This is a genomic window from Trichocoleus sp. ST-U1, from assembly GCF_039961835.1.
In the GTDB taxonomy this organism is placed as follows: Bacteria; Cyanobacteriota; Cyanobacteriia; order Cyanobacteriales; family FACHB-T130; genus FACHB-T130.
This window is the reverse complement of sequence record NZ_JAMPJZ010000002.1, coordinates 143,503-162,493: the sequence shown is the minus strand read 5'-3', so window position 1 is coordinate 162,493 and position 18,991 is coordinate 143,503. Positions and strand designations below refer to the sequence as shown.

Annotated in this window: 17 protein-coding genes; 9 read left to right on the top strand and 8 right to left on the bottom strand. The window is 47.9% G+C overall.

Annotated features, from left to right (window positions below; genetic code table 11):
- Positions 1–7: 7 nt before the first annotated feature.
- Positions 8–886 carry a ribonuclease HI gene (gene rnhA / locus NDA06_RS01875; protein ID WP_190525639.1) on the top strand — a complete coding sequence of 293 codons (879 nt, stop codon included), beginning with the start codon at positions 8–10 and terminating at the stop codon, positions 884–886.
- A gap of 132 nt (positions 887–1,018) precedes the next feature.
- Here rnhA and cruG read toward each other — a convergent pair whose 3' ends face one another.
- The gene (cruG, locus tag NDA06_RS01870; protein ID WP_190984646.1) at positions 1,019–2,266 is read right to left on the bottom strand and encodes a 2'-O-glycosyltransferase CruG; all 1,248 of its coding nucleotides are present in this window, start codon (positions 2,264–2,266) and stop codon (positions 1,019–1,021) included.
- Complete coding sequence (cruF, locus tag NDA06_RS01865; protein ID WP_190690354.1) at positions 2,263–3,183, bottom strand: gamma-carotene 1'-hydroxylase CruF; 921 nt, start codon at positions 3,181–3,183, stop codon at positions 2,263–2,265. The genes cruG and cruF overlap by 4 nt, the downstream gene beginning before the upstream one ends.
- A gap of 449 nt (positions 3,184–3,632) precedes the next feature.
- Between cruF and NDA06_RS01860 the strand changes: the two genes are divergently transcribed.
- The 5 genes from NDA06_RS01860 (at position 3,633) to aroF (ending at position 7,524) form a co-directional block, all read left to right on the top strand.
- The gene (locus tag NDA06_RS01860; protein ID WP_190674147.1) at positions 3,633–4,919 is read left to right on the top strand and encodes a GNAT family N-acetyltransferase; all 1,287 of its coding nucleotides are present in this window, start codon (positions 3,633–3,635) and stop codon (positions 4,917–4,919) included.
- Positions 4,882–5,397, top strand: coding sequence for a Holliday junction resolvase RuvX (gene ruvX / locus NDA06_RS01855; protein WP_242047341.1), 516 nt, complete (start codon positions 4,882–4,884; stop codon positions 5,395–5,397). The genes NDA06_RS01860 and ruvX overlap by 38 nt, the downstream gene beginning before the upstream one ends.
- An 85-nt stretch (positions 5,398–5,482) precedes the next feature.
- The gene (gene rpsO / locus NDA06_RS01850) at positions 5,483–5,752 is read left to right on the top strand and encodes a 30S ribosomal protein S15 (RefSeq protein ID WP_190415339.1); all 270 of its coding nucleotides are present in this window, start codon (positions 5,483–5,485) and stop codon (positions 5,750–5,752) included.
- A 15-nt stretch (positions 5,753–5,767) separates the two neighbouring features.
- Positions 5,768–6,232, top strand: coding sequence for a PAM68 family protein (locus NDA06_RS01845; RefSeq protein WP_190441097.1), 465 nt, complete (start codon positions 5,768–5,770; stop codon positions 6,230–6,232).
- 233 nt (positions 6,233–6,465) lie between these two features.
- Entirely contained in the window at positions 6,466–7,524 is a 1,059-nt protein-coding gene (gene aroF, locus NDA06_RS01840; protein ID WP_190441324.1) for a 3-deoxy-7-phosphoheptulonate synthase, read from the top strand.
- A 411-nt stretch (positions 7,525–7,935) separates the two neighbouring features.
- Here aroF and NDA06_RS01835 read toward each other — a convergent pair whose 3' ends face one another.
- The 3 genes from NDA06_RS01835 to NDA06_RS01825 form a co-directional block, all read right to left on the bottom strand.
- Positions 7,936–8,289 (bottom strand): DUF1257 domain-containing protein, encoded by a 354-nt coding sequence (locus NDA06_RS01835; protein ID WP_190415354.1) that lies wholly within the window; start codon positions 8,287–8,289, stop codon positions 7,936–7,938.
- Between the two features lie 144 nt (positions 8,290–8,433).
- Positions 8,434–9,945, bottom strand: a complete 1,512-nt coding sequence (locus NDA06_RS01830) for an AAA family ATPase (RefSeq protein WP_190415355.1) — start codon at positions 9,943–9,945, stop codon at positions 8,434–8,436.
- Between the two features lie 104 nt (positions 9,946–10,049).
- Positions 10,050–10,397, bottom strand: coding sequence for a hypothetical protein (locus tag NDA06_RS01825; RefSeq protein WP_190415708.1), 348 nt, complete (start codon positions 10,395–10,397; stop codon positions 10,050–10,052).
- A gap of 79 nt (positions 10,398–10,476) precedes the next feature.
- Here NDA06_RS01825 and NDA06_RS01820 point away from each other — a divergent pair, with 79 nt between their 5' ends.
- Complete coding sequence (locus NDA06_RS01820) at positions 10,477–11,190, top strand: hypothetical protein (protein WP_242047340.1); 714 nt, start codon at positions 10,477–10,479, stop codon at positions 11,188–11,190.
- A gap of 184 nt (positions 11,191–11,374) precedes the next feature.
- Positions 11,375–12,052 carry a response regulator gene (locus tag NDA06_RS01815; RefSeq protein ID WP_190428820.1) on the top strand — a complete coding sequence of 226 codons (678 nt, stop codon included), beginning with the start codon at positions 11,375–11,377 and terminating at the stop codon, positions 12,050–12,052.
- A gap of 34 nt (positions 12,053–12,086) precedes the next feature.
- Here the strand turns inward: NDA06_RS01815 and NDA06_RS01810 are convergent, their stop codons facing one another.
- Positions 12,087–12,293 (bottom strand): hypothetical protein, encoded by a 207-nt coding sequence (locus NDA06_RS01810; RefSeq protein ID WP_190415360.1) that lies wholly within the window; start codon positions 12,291–12,293, stop codon positions 12,087–12,089.
- A 472-nt stretch (positions 12,294–12,765) separates the two neighbouring features.
- Here NDA06_RS01810 and NDA06_RS01805 point away from each other — a divergent pair, with 472 nt between their 5' ends.
- On the top strand, positions 12,766–13,242 hold the full coding sequence (locus NDA06_RS01805; RefSeq protein ID WP_190984644.1) for a peptidoglycan-binding protein: 477 nt from the start codon (positions 12,766–12,768) through the stop codon (positions 13,240–13,242).
- A 111-nt stretch (positions 13,243–13,353) separates the two neighbouring features.
- Here NDA06_RS01805 and NDA06_RS01800 read toward each other — a convergent pair whose 3' ends face one another.
- Positions 13,354–15,561 (bottom strand): PAS domain-containing protein, encoded by a 2,208-nt coding sequence (locus tag NDA06_RS01800; protein ID WP_190984643.1) that lies wholly within the window; start codon positions 15,559–15,561, stop codon positions 13,354–13,356.
- A 664-nt stretch (positions 15,562–16,225) separates the two neighbouring features.
- Positions 16,226–18,904, bottom strand: a complete 2,679-nt coding sequence (locus NDA06_RS01795; RefSeq protein WP_190984642.1) for a GAF domain-containing protein — start codon at positions 18,902–18,904, stop codon at positions 16,226–16,228.
- Between the last annotated feature and the right edge of the window lie 87 nt (positions 18,905–18,991).

Genomic DNA, 18,991 nt, shown 5'->3' with positions numbered 1-18,991 from the left:
CACTTTCATGCCCTTGACTCGGACAATCCAAAGTATCTATACCGATGGTGCCTGCGTCGGCAACCCAGGTCCTGGAGGCTGGGGTGTTGTTGTCTATTTCACCGATGGTTCGGTCTATGAAATGGGCGACGCCGATCCGGCAACCACTAATAATCGAATGGAAATGCAAGCCGCAATCGGCGCATTGAAACTCGTGAACGGCCTCGGACAACAAGAACCCATCACCCTCTACACCGATAGTGAATACCTGAAAAACGGTGTTACCAAATGGGTGAAAGGTTGGAAAAAGAAGGGTTGGAAGACAGCAGAAGGGAAACCCGTCCTCAACCAAGACCTCTGGGAAATACTCGATGAACTCAATCTTCCCCGGATCGAGTGGCGGTATGTCCGGGGTCACGCAGGAAATGAGGGGAATGAGCGATGCGATGCGATCGCGCGGGCTTTTGCGACGGGGAAGACTCCTTCGCTGCAACAACCCATAGCAGAAGAGTCAATTGTTTCACGCGCGACTAATTCTATTGATAACAAAACGATACAATCGAGTGACTTGTCTTCTGACCCTCCTAACCTCGGCCTAGTCATGGTAGATTCTACTACTCCATCTGCTCTTGATTCTCAGGACAATCTGCCCCGTGAGGTGAGAGTCGCCCAGCTGCGTAATTTGATAGAAACTCTCCATGTGGCTGATGAAATTGCTGCTAAAGGCTACCTAATTACTAGCTCTGAATTAGCTGACTTGATGGATGTCAATGCCAGCGCTGTCACCAGTCGCGGAGACCACTGGGGTTGGCGCAATTGGATTGTGTCGCGGGTTCGCCGTGAGGGCAATCAAATTCTCTGGCAGCTAGAACGGGTAGATGCGGTTAACAGTAATTTCGATTCTTAAATGAGTTTTGGTTTTGGGGAATTGGGAAAAAGTTGTGAGTTTTGAGTTTTGAGTTTTGAATTAAAGAACTCTCCGATCGCTCAAAATCCAACACTCATCACTCTCATTCCCCCTTTGCTTGAGAACTCAAAACTATCCATAACTCCGACCGCGCCATTGCTTAGGAGTACGAATAGCAGACAGAAAAATCCGCAGCACGGCGAAAGGATCTGCCAGAGGGGAAAGATAAAAGTAAACAGGTAAAAGTAAAAAGTCAAAGTTCCTTTCCCGTTTACCTGTTTTTGATCCCCTAAAGCCGGGGGTTTGTACTTTGCTTTCATAAGACGGCGCGATCGCGAGTAGCAACGCAAACCGAATCAATAGCAGAAATAAATTTAACCCGACAGCAGCCACCACTGGGAGTGTCGAAGTTCCCATCACCAGCCAGCTGAGCAAAACCAAGGACGCAGGTAAAGGTAAACCCTGAACGGCGAATAGCAGCCACAAGTCCCCCCATATCTGACCCCTGGAAGCAGCGTCTTTTAGGTCAAGCGATCGCCCCCACTCTTTCCAAGTTTCGGCTGCCCCCTCATACATCCGCACCTTCAAAACCTTAGCTCCATCCAGAAAGCCCACCTTGAACCCACGGGAGGCAATATTGCGAGCAAGGGTCACATCGTCGCAAAAAGAACTCCGGGCACTGGTATAACCCCCTACAGCCTCCAAAACAGAGCGACGGCACAGGAAACACTGACCGTTTGCCATCACCCGCTCCGGATCTTGAGTATTTGTACCCGCCGGATCGAATCGGTAAAGCAGGGTCATCAAGAGTGCTGGTTGCAGCCACCACTCGCCTGGATATTTCAAGATAAACTGCGGCGACAGGGAAATCAGGTCATAACCCTCTTCTTTCGCTGTCCTGAGCAAACCGGCAACCAATCCGGGAATCGCCTGAGTATCGGCGTCCATTCCCAAAATCCACTCGCTCTGTTCGCTACTGTGCAAAAATCCGGTATGTAAAGCCCAAGGACGCCCCACCCAGCTAGGCGGTAAAGGATCGTCCGTCATTAAGCGAAACCGGGGATCTTGCTGCTGTGCCGCTTTAACTAACTCTGGAGTTCCATCCCGGGAACGACTATCAACAACGATAATTTCACGGACTTCGTAGCTTTGGCGGGTTAGCCCAGCCAGCGCTGGGCTAATTCGCTCCGCTTCATTTAAAGTCGGAACCACGACACTGACAGCACCTAAGAGTTCGGGCGTGGCAGTATCGGGTTGAACGGGCGAGCGCCGAGACGGCCCTTTCAATAGACGCGAGAGCAGGATCGCTACTGCTGGTGCCTGAACGAGTAGCAGCAGTAGCGATAGTGCGCTCTGGAGTGTTAACCAATCGACGTTCACTTCACCGCCACTTTGACTTGAGTCACTGGAATTTCTGGCTTCAAACTCGCAGGAGTTTCCGTTGTGGATTCGCGAATCTCTGCGGGTTGTGCCATTTGCCAGAGGGTCAAAGTTGGAATGACACCGACCAGAACGCCCAAGGAGACGGGTATCCAATACCCAGCTGCCAAGCTCAATCCGGCTGCATAACCAAAGTTACTTAGATAGATGATGAGCGGGAAACCTAGCCCAGAACGATCCAATAAGATTGGCGTCTTTCTCCACAATATTGCTCCCACACCGATAAAGAGCGAGCTAGTGCCAAACCAACCGGCATAGTTTCCGTAAGGTGTGCCAAAGAAGGCTCCTGGCTGTTCCCAATACCAAAAAGGTACCATTGTTTGACTCATCGCTGGCTCCAGCGCAAAGTCCCAAGAGGTGAACATCATAGCAGCTACAGCGATCGCGCCTACATAGCGAACCAAGCTCGGATTTTGCCGAGTTTTTAGACCCGCGCAGGCAATTAAATAAGAAACCAATCCCATATAAAACCAGGACAAGGGAATGGTAAAAGGTACCAGTCCACCAATCTTATACCCCAAGCCGTTCAGGTAGCTGTAGTCCCCAAATGGAAAGCCTGTACTGGTTCCCAGCAATTCGCTCCCCAAGGACAGGCACACCGCAGGCAACATGAAAGTCAGCCAGTGCCACAGTCCTAACTTTCTATAGGCATAAATGGCAACGGCGACCGTTCCCAAGACGATATTCACCACTCCACCCCAAGCCATACTCCACTGGAATGCAGTCTGCCCAGTCTCCCCTAAACTCATAATTATTTCAGGATGGGGTACGACCAGCACCAGCCCCGCCAGTCCAAAAACCATCGTTACAATATGACCAATCAGGCAGAAACGCTCGACAGTGACAAGTTGCTTCATTGCAGAATTCTTACTTCTGTATGTTCTTAATAGTAGTTTACAAATGTTTGTCAAATAACCCCATGCTTGTGCGGCTGTCGTCGTTAGTCGTGGCTTAAGAGTCCAAATTTAGTTGGAAGTCTCCCAATCTCGTGTCAGAAGTCCAATTCACCCGTTAGCACAGCGACCTCGATCAACCTTTGGAATGCTCCGAAGTTCAAGGCTGCTGCTGGACTCCAGACTTCCAGAGAAGGACTTAGAAAGAAAAAAACGACAATCAAATAAATTCTTCGCCAGTCGGCTTTTGGCTCTTCCTGGTCGGCGGTCAGTAGGGGAAAGCAGTTAAGATATTGGCAGCAACACTTAAAAGGCTTTTTCACTAAAAACCTATTGGTTGCGTTTTTAAGCTGGGCTTGCTCTCCAAGAGCAGCTCGCTCGACCCTATCGGCTTCATGGCGCATGTACTTAACATGACTTCATTTCTGCCTAAAGAAACCAAAATTGCGATCCGTCCCGTTCAATACCGCGATCTAGATGCGCTGGAACGGCTAGCCGCAGAAGATTTTGACGCAGGAGACCAAATTTACTCAACGGACAATCTGGGTAGAAAAGTTCATCAAATTCGACCCTGGTTTGGCCCGCTGAAGTTCTTGAGCTGGTTTCCCAATCCTTGTCAGCACACTTTTTGCGTTTATGTCGCGGAGCAGGATAACCAAGTTCGCGGTACGATCCAGGTTTCACCGTTCAACCGCACGCGCAGCACTTGGCGGGTTGAGCAGGTAGTTTTGGAGACAGGGGTACCGGCGGAAGTTGGCTCGCAGCTTTTACGTTATTGCTTTGAGTCAATCTTGGAAGCGCGTACCTGGGTGTTGGAAGTCAATGTTAACAACAAAGCAACACTGGCTCTTTACCGCCAGAATGGGTTTCAACCTTTGGCTCAGCTGACTTATTGGGCGATCGCTCCAGAGCTGCTTTCGTCACTGCAAGAGCGCGAACCGGATTTACCCAATCTTCTCCCAGTCAGCAATGCTGATGCCCAGTTACTCTATCAACTCGATACGGTGTCAATGCCACCGCTGCTACGCCAAGTTTATGACCGTCACATCCATGACTTCAAAACTAGCTTCGCTGGCGGGTTTCTCACCAGCTTGAAGCAATGGATCGGCAAGACAGTTAGCGTTAGTGGTTACGTATTTGAACCGCAGCGCAAGGCAGCAATTGGCTATTTTCAAATTTTTCTGTCCCGCGATGGCTCCCAACCCCATGTCGCTGAGTTGACCGTACACCCAGCCTACACTTGGTTATATCCGGAGCTACTTTCTCAAATGGCTCGGATGGCTAAGGATTACCCTTCCCAGTCCTTACAACTGGCTTCAGCCGACTATCAGCCAGAACGAGAAGAATATTTGGAACAATTAGGGGCAGAACGAATCTCCCACTCGCTCCTGATGTCTCGTTCTGTGTGGCACAAGCTGCGGGAGGCAAAGCCCATTTCCCTAGAAGGGCTACAGTTGGCTGAAATGCTTCAGGGTCTCCAACCCGCTCGCAAAGCAGTACCGGGGCGGATGTCTTGGCTAAAGTCGAAGCATAAGAAGCCGCAGGTAGAACCGCAGAAGGATTTATCGTCCTCTGTGGCGTTGCCTCCAAAAGGGGGAATCGTGCTAAATTCCCAATCCCTTGATGCCACGAAAGCTAGCCGCACAGAGCGGGGAGAAGAGAATGGAGAGAATCTCGGCACTGGGTTTGGATGTCGGTAAAAAGCGGGTTGGGGTAGCTGGCTGCGATGGCACTGGATTGATTGCCACCGGAATCGCTACGATCGAACGCACTTCCTTTGACCGGGATATCGAGCAACTGCGACGCCTGGTTGAGGAGCGACAAGTGCAAGTTCTGGTCATTGGTTTACCCTATGCGATGGATGGAACCCTAGGATTTCAGGCGCAGCAGGTGCAGAAATTTGCGACAAGAGTGGCAGCGGCTCTCCAGTTACCGCTGGAATATATGGATGAGCGGCTCACGTCCTATGAGGCAGAGGAACTGCTAAAAACAGAAAGGCGATCGCTCTCCCAAAATAAACCTCTAATTGACCGCAAGGCGGCAGCTTTGATTTTGCAACGCTGGTTAGATGAACGTCGAGCCGCAAACAAAGTCGCAAAGCAACTTGTAGAAACAACCTATATCGCGTCTGGCGCACAGATACAGACACAGGCAGAGACATCGGAAATTCCCAATTGATTCGCAATTCCCGATTCTCCATCACCGATTTCCAAATCAGATGATAATATGAGAGATTGCTGCATTCTAAAAATAGACTTTATCCATGACTCTGCCGCAACAGCGTAAACACGAAATTATGACGGAGTATCAGGTTCACGAAACTGATACTGGCTCGACGGATCTCCAAATTGCGATGCTGACAGAACGCATCAATCGTCTCAGCACTCACCTCAAAGCCAACAAGAAGGATCATGCTTCCCGGCGAGGTTTGTTGACAATGATTGGTACCAGAAAGCGTCTCCTGTCCTACCTGCAAAAGGAAGATAGACCCCGCTATCAAGCCTTGATTGGTCGCCTGGGTATTCGCGGTTAAACCGCCGATAAACTTATGTCTTCAGAAGAATCCCAACGGAATCGCTTACCGTTTGAACCCGCTAAGAAGAATCGCAAAAAACCAGCGAAAAACCAACCAACAGCCCCAAGCACTGCCAAAGCGGAAGGTCAAGCGCCTTCTCCAAGAAAGCTCGAATCTTCGGCAGTCCCAGAGGTGGTGAGCAAACGCATGGCTCGCCGGATGGCTCTTTTTTGTGGGATTCCTAGCGCTTTAGGCATTTTGACTTTTATTGTCAGTTATGTCGTGGTTAGCCAGCACTGGTTCAAGTTGCCCAACGCCGCAGTTGTACTTGTGAGTATGGGCTTCTTTGGGTTGGGCGTTCTGGGATTAAGTTACGGGGTTCTCTCAGCCTCCTGGGACGAAGAGAGACCGGGTAGTAAAATCGGCTGGAACGAGTTCACCACGAACTGGGGACGGATGACAGCAGCATGGCGCTCTGCTGGGCAAAAGGATTCATAAATCCCGCGCAAATACCAGCAGTTCAAAGGTGAGTTTTACTTATAAGTTGTTTAGAGAACGATTGCCATCGGTCTCGCTCTTTCCTGGGGTTTGAACCCCAGGCTATTTTCATTTTTTGCTGGAGAGATAAACTCGGCGGTCTATCTAGGCAAAGCTAGAGAAGTATTATCTCTGGTGACTTTTGAAAAAGGAGATATTCGGCAGATAAACAACCGAATTATGGATTTGGAAAAATGATTGTAGTCATGAAAGCTGGCACTCCAGAGGTTGAGATTGAGCGCGTTAGCGCCGAACTCGGTACTTGGGGACTGACACCAGAAAAAATAGTTGGGAAGCACAAGGTGGTATTAGGTCTGGTTGGTGAGACGGCTGACTTAGATCCCCTCCAGATGCAAGAAATTAGCCCTTGGGTTGAACAGGTTCTGCGAGTTGAGCAGCCCTTTAAACGGGCAAGCCGTGATTATCGTCACGGTGAAGCTAGTGACGTTGTGGTATCAACACCTAACGGTAATGTCACTTTTGGCGAACATCATCCTTTAGTGGTGGTGGCTGGTCCTTGTTCGGTCGAAAACGAAGAAATGATTATTGAAACCGCACGTCGAGTTAAGGCGGCGGGAGCGCAGTTTTTGCGCGGCGGTGCTTATAAGCCTCGGACTTCGCCCTATGCTTTCCAAGGACACGGTGAAAGTGCCTTGAATTTGCTAGCGGCGGCGCGGGAAGCGACAGGCTTGGGCATTATTACGGAACTGATGGATAGTCCTGAATTGGATGTGGTGGCAGAATTTGCCGACGTGATCCAAATCGGTGCCAGAAATATGCAAAATTTCTCCCTGTTGAAGAAAGTAGGGGCGCAAGAAAAGCCTGTGCTGCTGAAGCGGGGAATGGCGGCGACGATTGAAGATTGGTTGATGGCGGCGGAGTATATTATGGCTGCTGGCAACCCGAACGTGATTTTGTGCGAACGCGGTATCCGCACCTTTGACCGTCAATATGCGCGGAATACGCTGGATTTGTCGGCAATTCCGGTGCTGAGAACTTTGACTCACCTACCAATTATGATTGACCCCAGTCACGGTACAGGTAAGTCTGAATACGTGCCTGCGATGGCGATGGCATCTATCGCTGCTGGTGCTGACTCGTTGATGATTGAAGTCCACCCCAACCCGAAGAAAGCCCTTTCAGACGGCCCTCAATCTCTGACACCAGAGCGTTTCGACCGCCTGATGCTAGAGATGTCTGTAATTGGTAAAGCTGTAGGTCGTTGGCCTGAACCTGCTGTTGCTTTAGCTTAGAGTTACAAGGGTGGGCAAATGCTCACCCTTTTTTAATGGATGCGATCGCAATTTGATTCGTGATGGAATGCGATCGTTTGGCTCTGTTTGGAAGAACAGCAAGCATGATACTCTATGCCGAAATCCTCCGAATAGGAGATTTAGATGTATTACTCCATCGACAATTTCTCCTAACAAACATCGCCTTTTACACCAGCTTGCCCATAATCATATCCCTTGAGACGAATGGAGCGACGATGATGTTTGTCTGGGTTATCGGTCATTGTACTGCTGAGGCGCGATCGCATCGCTCTGCTGTTGTGCTCATTACTCCCATAAAAAAATTACCCAGCTCTAACTAGAGCTGGGTGATAGGAAAAACGGGCTAATCTAAAGTTGATTAACCCGATAGCTTGGGAACGCGCACACAAATTACTTTTGCACAACCAACTTAACGTTGGCATTTTGCAGACCGCGTTGCTTGACTTCAGCCAAGGTCTTGTTCACGGCATACTTCTGATTAATCGAGTTAATCAGTTCGGTTTGGTTGTGCTTCTTGGCGACGCCCCACAGGTCAGCAATCAGGTCGAAAGAACCGTCGCTGTTGCGAGACCAACCGAGGTCATACTCGCCTTCCAGAACTGCAACGATGTCAGAACGAACCCGCTGACCGTTATAACCCCGAACATCTGCTTCGGTCTTAACACTGATACCCAGGTCGCGGAGAGAAGCTTTCAGGATTTCGGCATCGGTGATTTTGGTACGCAGAGTGCTAAAGTGAGACATTTGGATTTCCTCCAGTAGAGAGTTAAGAGAAACGACAACTTGTGGATGTGAGTCTGCCGCCTGGACGCATTACTGGGCGGCTTTTTTTGTCAAACTGCTAGCAAACTGCTAGCCTTTCCTCCTGTTGGGAGCAGGAGAAAGCTTTTAGAACTCCAGTCGCTGATACTCGGCGACGGAGGACGCAGCAGGTCGCGCTCGCTGTCTGGCCCAGTCCCTCAGGGCCGTTACCTGCTCGTTCATGGTTCGGGAAAGCGGCAGAGTAGCTTTTATTGCCGCGATGATATCAAGCTGGGTAAATTCTCGGTCTTGGGCAAAAGCTTCGTACATTGCCGCGACCAATCCCTGCTCAATTTCTGCCCCGGAAAACCCATCCGATACCTTAGCCAGCTGGTCGAGGTCAAAACGAGAAATGTCTCGCTTCCGCTTGCTAAGGTGAATATTGAAAATCTCTTTGCGTTCTTCCGCAGTCGGCAAGTCTACAAAGAAAATCTCGTCGAAGCGTCCTTTGCGGAGAAACTCACCCGGTAGACGTTCAACCCGGTTGGCAGTTGCCATCACGAACACCGGAGACGTTTTTTCTTGTAACCAGGTAAGGAAAGAACCAAAGATGCGGCTGGAAGTACCCCCGTCTGAGTCAGCAGACCCAGAAGTACCGGCAAATGCTTTATCCAGTTCATCAATAAAGAGAATCGCTGGGGAAATTGATTCAGCCGTTTTCAGGGCATTCCGCAAGTTAGCTTCTGAGCGCCCCACCATTGAGCCGTCGTACACTCGGCCCATATCTAGGCGCAGAAGTGGCAGACTCCAGAGGCGGGCAGTGGTTTTGGCAATGAGAGATTTGCCACATCCCGGTACCCCTAGGATTAACATCCCCTTGGGTTGGGGCAGACCGTATTCCCTTGCTTTCTCTGTAAAAGCATTGGAACGTTGTCTCAGCCATCGCTTTAGCTCTTCTAAACCGCCAACCGAATCAATGGTTTCATCTTCTTCGATAAATTCCAAGATGCCGTTGCGGCGGATTAGCTGCTTTTTCTCAGAAAGAATAATATCGACTTCTGTTTCCGTCAGACGCCCGGTTTTGACGAAAGCTTTCCGATAAACTTTTTCGGCTTCATCCCGCGTCAGACCCAAGGTTGCTTTTAGCAGTTTTTCCCGAACTTCAGTTGTGGTGCGGCGAGAACGGGTTTGCTCTAACTGGCTAGATAGCACTTGGTTCAGTTCTGCCAAATCTGGCAAAGGATAGTCTAGAACGACGACTTCCTTTTCCAGCTCAATGGGGATTTGCTGAACGGGTGACATGAGAATGATAATTTTCTGTGTCCCTTTGAAGCTGGCGATCGCATCCCGCAGCCACCGCGTTGTTGCCGGTGAGTCAATAAAAGGGTGTAAGTCTTTAAAAATAAAGATACCAGGCTCTCTTTGGCGTACTACCCATTCAATCGCTGCCTCTGGGGAGACGGTGTTGTGCTGGGTAATATGGCGGGGTTGACCGTACTCGACTATGCCGTGGGTGACAGTCCAAATGTAGACGCGCCGAGCCAGGGATTTTGTCTGAGCAATATTGGCAATTGTTCGCTCCGCCCGCTCTTCTTCGGAAGTTACTAGGTAGATGAGGGGGTATTGAGCCTGAACCAGAATATCTAGCTCTTCTTTCATATCTATCGACCCATTAGAGACGGCACAACCACTAGCCAAACATTTATCAACCGCAACCAACGTGAGCAAGCGAGGAATTCAAGCAGTCTGGAGGATTTGGAACTTTAACAGGGAACCAATGCCTCTTCTCCCTGAGAATCCGTGCCGAGTTCACCTCTGGCATTTTCAAGGGTAGTCAGCTCTTCAGCGATTACACCTGGTTGATTATCCAGGGAAACCATTTCTCCATCTCGCAGTACCACAGAGCTAGTACACTCCGGACAGGAATAGACTCGATGAGTCCTTCCCTGGATTGCTTCTACCTCATCAACCACTTCTGGGTTAGCCAAGTAGAAGACGATCGCTCTTTCGACAATTGTTGACATGGGTTCCGTGTCAACAGCTGAGCGAATTTTGAGCTGGCGATGGAGACCTGGAGGAAGATACAACGTAACCTTTTGCTTGTCTTGCATATAACTTTTCAGTTGTTCTACCCGGGTATATTTCACAGGTTATCTGCCTTATTCCGGGCTGTCAAGACATCATGCCAGCATGACGGCAATATTGTTACATCGCTTAATACTTTCCGGCAGAGTCGGACGAACTGGTGTAAGGAATATAAGCAAGCAGAACGGAGATGGGTTTCGGCGGTGTCCATTGCTAAATAACGTTCCCAGAGGCGTCCGGCGTCCTAGATCGGTTGTTAGAAGTCAGAGAGTCGAAGCTTGTTGCAACTGGCGTGTTGTTGTTTATGCGATCGCACTCTGTGTAATGCTGTGGAGTTGTCGCGCCTCGGATACCCAGTCGCCAACCTGGAAAACTTATAAAAACCCGCGTTATAGCTTCGAGTTTCCTTATCCCAGTACCTGGATTGCTGCGCCAATGCCAGACAATCGGGATGGACGAGCTTTTAGAGATCCTCAAGACCCAGAGGTGGAAATATTAGGAGTGGCAGGCGATCGCCTGCCAGAAATTGAACTTGCGCCATCAGGGCAAAAAACTCCCCATCAATTCTCGCAGCAGAACTTTACTACCCAACAAGGAGTTATCGGAAAACTTTATGTAGAACTGCGTTCAGATATCAGTTTGATGCGATTGACACTGATTCAGGGAAGGATACGCTACTACTGGCAGGGGCGATCGCCCTCCAAAGAATTTCCCAATTATTATCGCTTCTTTTATTATGTTGCCGGACAATACCGCATCCCCTTGCAAGTGGAAGGAAGAGAGGGAGAGAGGTTAAGAGAGGGAGATTCCAGGCAGTAATCAGCGCGAAATCCTATAAAGCCTCAAAATTCTCTAAAAATATAGGGCTTTGGCAATTTTTAATTTTAACTTTTACTTTTTAAATTCCGGAAGGGATTAGGATTGGTCTGAGGAAATCCGCTTTATCCGAATTACCTGCCAATCCGCGTGGTTTTACCATAAGTGTAAAGTGCCATTTAATTCCATGCCCTCCGAAACAGAATCACCCCAGAATCTACCAACCGAGTCAAAGCCATTGCGAGTTTTGATTGTAGAAGACGATCCCATGATGCAGTTGGGTTTGGAGCAGTCATTAGCCGCTCATCCGCAGTTCACGATTGTCGGACAAGCCGAAGATGGCTATTTAGGCGTTGAAGCTGCTCTTAAACTGAAACCGGATCTGGTGGTTATGGATATTGGTCTGCCAAGACTAGATGGAATTGCCGCCACCCAGCAAATCAAGGCAGCGCTTCCTGATATCCGGGTAGTGGTATTGACCTCCCATACGACAGAAACCGAGATTATTGCCGCCCTTTCTAGTGGTGCGGATGCTTACTGCATCAAAGGTGCCAGTGTAGAACGCTTGCTCTCTGCGATCGCTGCCGCCCAAGAAGGTGCTACCTACCTCGATCCGCAAATTGCACGACGAGTAATTGACCATCTTAAACCGCCTTCAGTGACCGGCAGTGTTTCAACGCTATCGCAGCGCGAGTTAGAGGTATTGAAATTAATGGTAGAAGGCAAAAGCAATCCGGAGATTGCTGCTGCCCTCTACCTCAGCCCCAACACGGTCAAAACCCATGTCCGTGGCATCATGAACAAACTGTCTGTCGATGACCGGGTTCAGGCAGCTGTTGTCGCGCTTCGTTCTGGACTGGTGTAAACCAAATTCTGTAGGAATGCGATTCATTGTATTTCTACAGAAATGTCCGACGCTCCAAGTGATAAAGTTGTGCGATTTGATGTCTACTTTCCGTAAACTGTGCTGACTGTTGGTGCGTCGAAACCTGTAGTTTTGGCTCAATTAAAGACTGTCTGCTAGTCAGACGGGGAGTTTTTGTAATTGCCTCCGGGTGAATCAGAATAAACCCCATGCGTCGAGCGTATAAGTAGAATGACAACATGACCATGCACCCTTGAATTCAGTGTCAGGTCTCAGGTTAAGACGATTAGAAGCGATCGCACTTCATCCCCTTGTCTCACCCAACTGGGTGAACATCAATTCTATCTTAAGCTAGATGAAAGATTGCCAAGGCTAAGCAAACTAACTCACGAGTCTTTAGTTTAATCGTGTCCAGCTACTTAGATGGTCAACAACACTTTAAAAAAAATCCTATCTATACAATTCAACTGTTTAAAAAAACAGTAGTTATCAAAATAATATGATTTATTTTATCTACCTCACGCTCTTGATTCACCCGAATGGATGATTTTGAGAAATGCCAAGCATTAGCACTTAAATAAAAGCTTTTTTAAAAGGTGGTAAGAATCAATATCATCCAAAAGAATGAGCTAGTTGGGTGAAGTGGAAGCTGAGAGCTAAACATTACCTTAGTAAGTGTAAGGAACACCAAATCACTTCAAGGAACACTAACCATGCAAGCTCCAATTAATACTCAAGCAAATGCTAACATCCAGACCAACAAACCTGTACTTCAGCGCGGTTCCCAAGGAGCATCGGTTGAGGAACTACAAAGACTTTTAACTCACTGGGGAAGTTATAACGGTGACATTGATGGAATCTTCGATATCGTCGTTGAAAATGCAGTGAAATCTTACCAGCACCGCGTCTTTTTGAAAGAAGATGGCATCGTAGGAAATCTGACTTGGCAGGCTCTTTACAAGGGTGCGCCCGTCAATATGCCAGTGCTGCAAAAAGGTAGCAAAGGTCAAATCGTAGTCACGCTTCAGCGTCTTTTACAGACAACTGGCGATTTTACTGCTGCACCTAGCCCAAACTTCGGCCCAGCAACAGATGCAGCGGTGCGCTCTTTCCAAAGGCGCTCTGGTTTAATTGCGGATGGAATTGTTGGCGATCGCACTTGGCACGCTTTGAGTAAGATTCCTCACTAAAGAAGGAATGTCACTCTCTTGACGCCTCTCCGTTTACGGAGAGGCGTCAAGAAATTTTTCTATAAGGTTGATGAATTAACCGGATTCGATATAACTTCAAAGACTAAAAGGCTAAGAAGCATCCCGATTTAGAGGTAATGTAAACCACAAGGTTGTCCCTAATCCAGGACTGCTATTCGCTCCAATTTCCCCGCCGTGGGCTGTGATAATTTGCTTGCAAAGATACAATTTTAAACCAGTGCCAGTCGAGCAACTGGATCTCGGATCTCGGATATAAAGATCGAATAAGCGATCGCACTCTTGTTGGCTCATCCCGATACCGTTATCCTGAAGCGTACAGCGCAGTCTTTGAGACTCAATGGTGGCGCTCAGATGTAGGCTCAGTTTGGGGGGATTATGCTTCAAAATATGGTTGAATAAGTTTTCTAAAACTCGCTGTAACTGAGCTGGATCGACCATGACCAAGGGTAAATCAGCGGAAACAAGATTCGTTAGTGTCGCTTGATTTTGCGACAGCGTTGGCTCTAAGCCTTGGAGAATCTTTGCAAACAGAGTCTTTATTTGAATAGGCTCGCAGTGGAGGATAATGCCCTCTTCCTCGCTAGAATGAGTTTCTAACAAGGAATTAATCATTCCCAATTGCCGCTCGTTCCCTTGAATCATGCGTTCGACAATTGAACGAGAAAGGGTAATTTTTTCCGCTGGCTGATTGAGCAAATTTTTTAGCACCATTACAGTTCCAATTACCGAAGTCCGGAGTTCGTGGGAAACTGTATGTAAAACAACGTCCTTGAGTTGGTTCATTTCTTGGAGTTGTGCCACTGCCTGCTGTAACTGGGCAGTGCGCTCCTCGACAGTCCGCTCTAGACAGGTATTCAGAGTGGATACTTGTTCGTAAAGTTGTGCTTGTTGGATGGCGATCGCGACTTGGGTTGCCAGCGAACAGAGCAATTCAATTTCAAACTGCTGCCAATGACGCGATCCGCTGCATTGATTGGCGATCAACATTCCAAAAAACTCGTTTCCTACCAGAATGGGAACGCATAAACTGGCTTTAATTTGATATTGAGCGTAGTACGCAGTGTGAAAGCGAGATTTAATAACTTTCTCTGTATCATCAATTGCCTGAACCTGACCTTGTTTAAAGAAGGATTTAAGTTCTCTGAGGTAACGGTCACTTGTCACCCAGCCGAGAATCGATCGACAATCCGGTACCACTGATTCTGCTACAACTTTGCCTTGAGAATTGGTATCTAAGTGAGCGATGAAAACTCGGTCAGCTTGCAGAAATTGCCGAACCTCGTGAACGGTGTTATTGAGAATTTGATCGAGATCCAGCGATCGCCGAATTCTCAGCGCAATCTCTCCTAGTAAGCGAGCCGCACTCAGAGCGCAGATGCTAGCGCGATCGCGTTCTCCCGCAGCCCGGAGTTGGACTTCCGCCTCCTTTCGCTTGGTGATATCGAGAATATATCCTTCGTAGTGGGTGATGTTCCCTTGGTCATTGCGGACAACGCTGGTGAATTCATAAACCCATCGCACCTCGCCATCAGAGCGAATCAGGCGATAGTCCTGTTCCTGAAAATTTAAGCCAGCCGCATCATACGCTTGAGTCTGAGCCTCAACTTGAGCTAAGTCATCGGGATGAATAACGCTACCGTACGTTACCCTGCCACTAATGAAGTCATCCGATTGATAGCCCCACTGACTGATGTTGGGCGAGACGTATTCCACGGGTCGATTTTCTTGGGCAATCCAGCGGAAGACCGTAACCGGCCCTCTGATAAATAATCTGCGTTCTCGCTCTAGTGCTGCTTCGGCTCGCTTGCGTTCTGTCACTTCCATCAGCAAGCCATCCCAGAGAATATCACCGTTCGCCTGCTTTTCCGGACGGGAGGCGCATTGTACCCACTTAATTTTGCCAGTAGGCGTGACGATACGACCTTCCCAAGCCCAAGGTTGCAGCGTGGTGGCAGAAATATCTACAGATTCTTCATACCCTTTGAGATCGTCGAGATGAATTAAATCCTTAAGCAGTTGAAAATTCGCCTGAATATTTTCTGGTTCTAACTCAAACAATTCTTGGTACCCGGGACTGGCACAGACGATGGACTCACGACCATCCGGGCACCGCAGATACTGGTAAATCATGCCCGGTATGTTGGCAACCATTCTTTGAAATTTCGATTCTTGCTGTCTGAGCTTGTCTGTCGTTTTCTGAATCGTTTCAATCTCGCCGTCAGCCAGAATTTGTTTAAGCTTTTCAAAGGCGGCTTCGTCCCGACAACACTCCCGGATGGCTTCTAGATATTCAGGCATTCGCAATTACTTCACTTCTTTTTAACTCAACCATTTTTCAACAATTTCACTAGATTAACAGGCTGAAAACCCTGAAAAATGAAGTCCGAAGTGTGAAAAGCTACGCTTTGGGGTAACTTTCAACTTTTCTGGTTTTTCATTTTTTTATAGCCTTCATCCTTTAGTATTCCCATCCCTGCTTCAAAAATGCAGTCCATAGGTGATTGTAAGAAAACTGGCATAGAAAAGGTAAAGCCTAATCTCTTTGTTCTATCAAAAGTAATAATTTTTTTGCCACGATAACAAGCAAAACTTGATTTTCAATTATTTTCACTGATTGAGCGATCGCTCAAAGGTTTATTTTCTAATTTAAGAGGGAACCATACATTTAACCTTCTTTTAGCGAATCACCCAATCGGGTGATTCTTAACCATGCTTTAGTTATTGGTTAGTAGCCATCGTTAAGGATGTACCAGGATTCATTCATCTGGCATCTTTATCTAGTCAGCATAGGAATCTAGTCAGCACAAGAGTCCTATTATTGCGTTTCTCGGTTGGATTGAAGACGAAATACCCAACTTCTCTAAGAAGTTGGGTATCTAAAGGACTAGCATCTTATAAATTAAATCAGATTGGTCTAGTAAGCAGGCATAAAACAGCTCTTAGACTAATAACATCTTTCTGTTTATGGTGACGTTGCAAAAGGTAAAGTAAACCAGAAGGTTGTACCAGCTTTTGGAGAACTAGTCACGCCAATTTTGCCACCGTGAGCTTGTACAATCTGTTGACAAAGATATAATCCCAAACCAATACCCGTTGAGCGTCGTGCTTGCGAACCACGGGCATAAAGTTCAAAGGCGCGATCGCATTGTTCTGGATTCATCCCAACACCGTTATCTTCAATAGTGCAGCGAATCGTCTGTTCTTCAACGGTCGCCCTAAGAATCATCCTGAGTCCGGGTGGGTTATGGTTAAAAGCATTCGTGAGTAGATTTTCAAACACACGCCGCAGCTGAAGCGGATCGGCGTTCACTGTGGGCAGTTCAGAAGGAATTTGATCGATCAGAATTGCCTGATTTTTGACACACAACGGCTCAAAATCCTCAACAATCTCTTGAATGAGAGAGTTAAGTTGAACTGGTTCGCGCTGCAAGACAAAACCTCGCACTTCGCTGGTGTGAACTTCTAACAAGGAGTTAATCAAGCGGAGTTGGCGATCGCTACTTTGAATCATCCGCTCTAAAATTGACCGAGACACTGGAATTGTCTTTTGTTCATTGCCATTCGCTGTTAACAAATTCTGCAACACCAGTAACCAGCCGGTGAGCGGCGTCCGCAGGTCGTGGGAAACGGCATGGAGGAAGACATCCTTCAGTTCGTATAGTTCTTGAACTTCCTGGATTTTTTGCTCTAGTTGAGCGGTACGTTCCCGAACTTGGCATTCTAAGTTGGTATTGAGTTCCTGTACCTGTTGGAAGAGGCAAGATTGCTGAATGGCGATCGCAACTTGGGTTCCCAATTGTTCTAGCAAATCAATCTCGATCGGTTCCCAGCGCCTCGCTCCACTGCATTGATTAACAATTAATGCACCCAATAACCGATCGCCTTTCACGCGAATTGGGACAGCCACGGCGGCTTTGACGTGATAATCGCGGTAATAGGATGCGATCGCTGGGTGAACCATCGCTTGGGTTGTATCCTCAACGACTCGAACCTGATTCGCCTCAAACAAGGTTCGCATCTCCTCCAGGGAACTTCGATCGTCAAGTACCCAGTTCATAATCGGCGGGTAATTGGGTTCTACGGATTCAGCCATTACCCTGCCTTTTCCCGTCGTATCGGAAGCGATGAAGACCCGGTCGGCTTTCAGAAACGACCGGACTTCTGCCACGGTAGTGTTAAAAATTTCGTCCAAATCCAGCGATTTGCGGATTCGCAGCGCCATTTCTGCCAACAAGCGATCGCGTTCTTGCACCAAGCGCTGCCTCATTTCCGCCTGCTTGCGTTCAGTGATATCGTTCCCAATTGTCAGCAAACACGGCTCACCCTCCAAGTTGATGATTTCGGCACAGAAAAGCCCTATTATTACCCTTCCGGACTTGTTGCGAAACTCGCATTCCTGATTGCGGACAGCACCTTCTTCCTGTACCTGCTGGATAACTTTGATGCGGTCTTCTGGATTCACCCAGATATTTAATTCCAATGTCGTATGACCAATAATTTCATAGCGTTGGAAACCTGAAAGATTGAGGAAACTTTCGTTGACATCAATGTATCGTCCTTCTTTGAGGGTGGTAATCGTTATCGAGTCAGGACTGGAACGAAAAGCGGATGCGAACTTCTCCTCAGAACTTCGCAGCGCCTCCTCACCCCGCTTTCGGTCGGTAATATCCATTACCAACCCATCCCAGAGAATATCGCCATTGAGTTGCTTCTCTGGTCGAGAAGCGCATTGAATCCATTTAATTTTGCCGCTGGGAGTCTGAATCCGACCTTCCCATTTACAAGGTTGCTGTGTCGCCGCCGAAACCGCGATGGATTGTTCATAAGCCTCGCGGTCGTCGGGATAAATTAATTCCTTGCCACAATTTGCCTGAATCGCCTCCGGCTCTAATTCAAACAGTTCGCGGCAACCGGAACTGGCATAGGGGACAGCCTGGGAACCATCCGAACGCTGAAGGAACTGAAAAATCATCCCCGGTACGTTAGCGGTAATTTGTTGCAGCCGTAATTCGCTTTGCCGTAAAGTTTCAGTTGTTTGCTGATGAGCGATCGCTTTCCCGAAACTTGCTGCCATCGTTATCAAACAAGCTTCCTCATCTTTTGACCACTGGCGATCGTAGCGGCGATCGTCAAAGCCAATTAAGCCCCAAAGTTTGCCATTACAAGAAATTGGGACAACTAATATAGAGGAGATTTGCTTGTTTGTTAAAACTTCCCGTTCGTCATTTGGAAGTTCGCGAATTAAACCCCGAACTGTCTTCCCAGCTTGCAAATCTTCGTACCACCGACTGATGCGACAAGCCGCCAATGCCTGGTTTTGTAAATTGGGATTGTGAATTTGAGGCGTTACAAACTCTTTTGTCCATTCAAATCGATGGCTAAAGGCTAATTCACGGGTTTCTGGATGAGGATGAATCTCAAAAATATAAGCTCGATCTACTCCCGTTACTCTGCCTAAAGTTGCTAAAGCTTGATTCAGGCCGACTGCAAAATCGCGATTCGTCAGCAGTTGGTGAGTCGCTTCCGCCACACTTTGTAGGAGATTAGAGCAATACATGGGGCTAGTTTTCGCATACAGTCTAGTAGAAACACGCTCTTCTGAATAGGAAATTTTTTGACTCTGACTTATGGTTTTGTTCACTTTTTAACCCTTTTGTTCGATTGCAGTGGAGGCTTTCATCCTTCGTGCCGATAAAAGTCTTTTGATGGGTTGAAAGCCAAAGGCAGC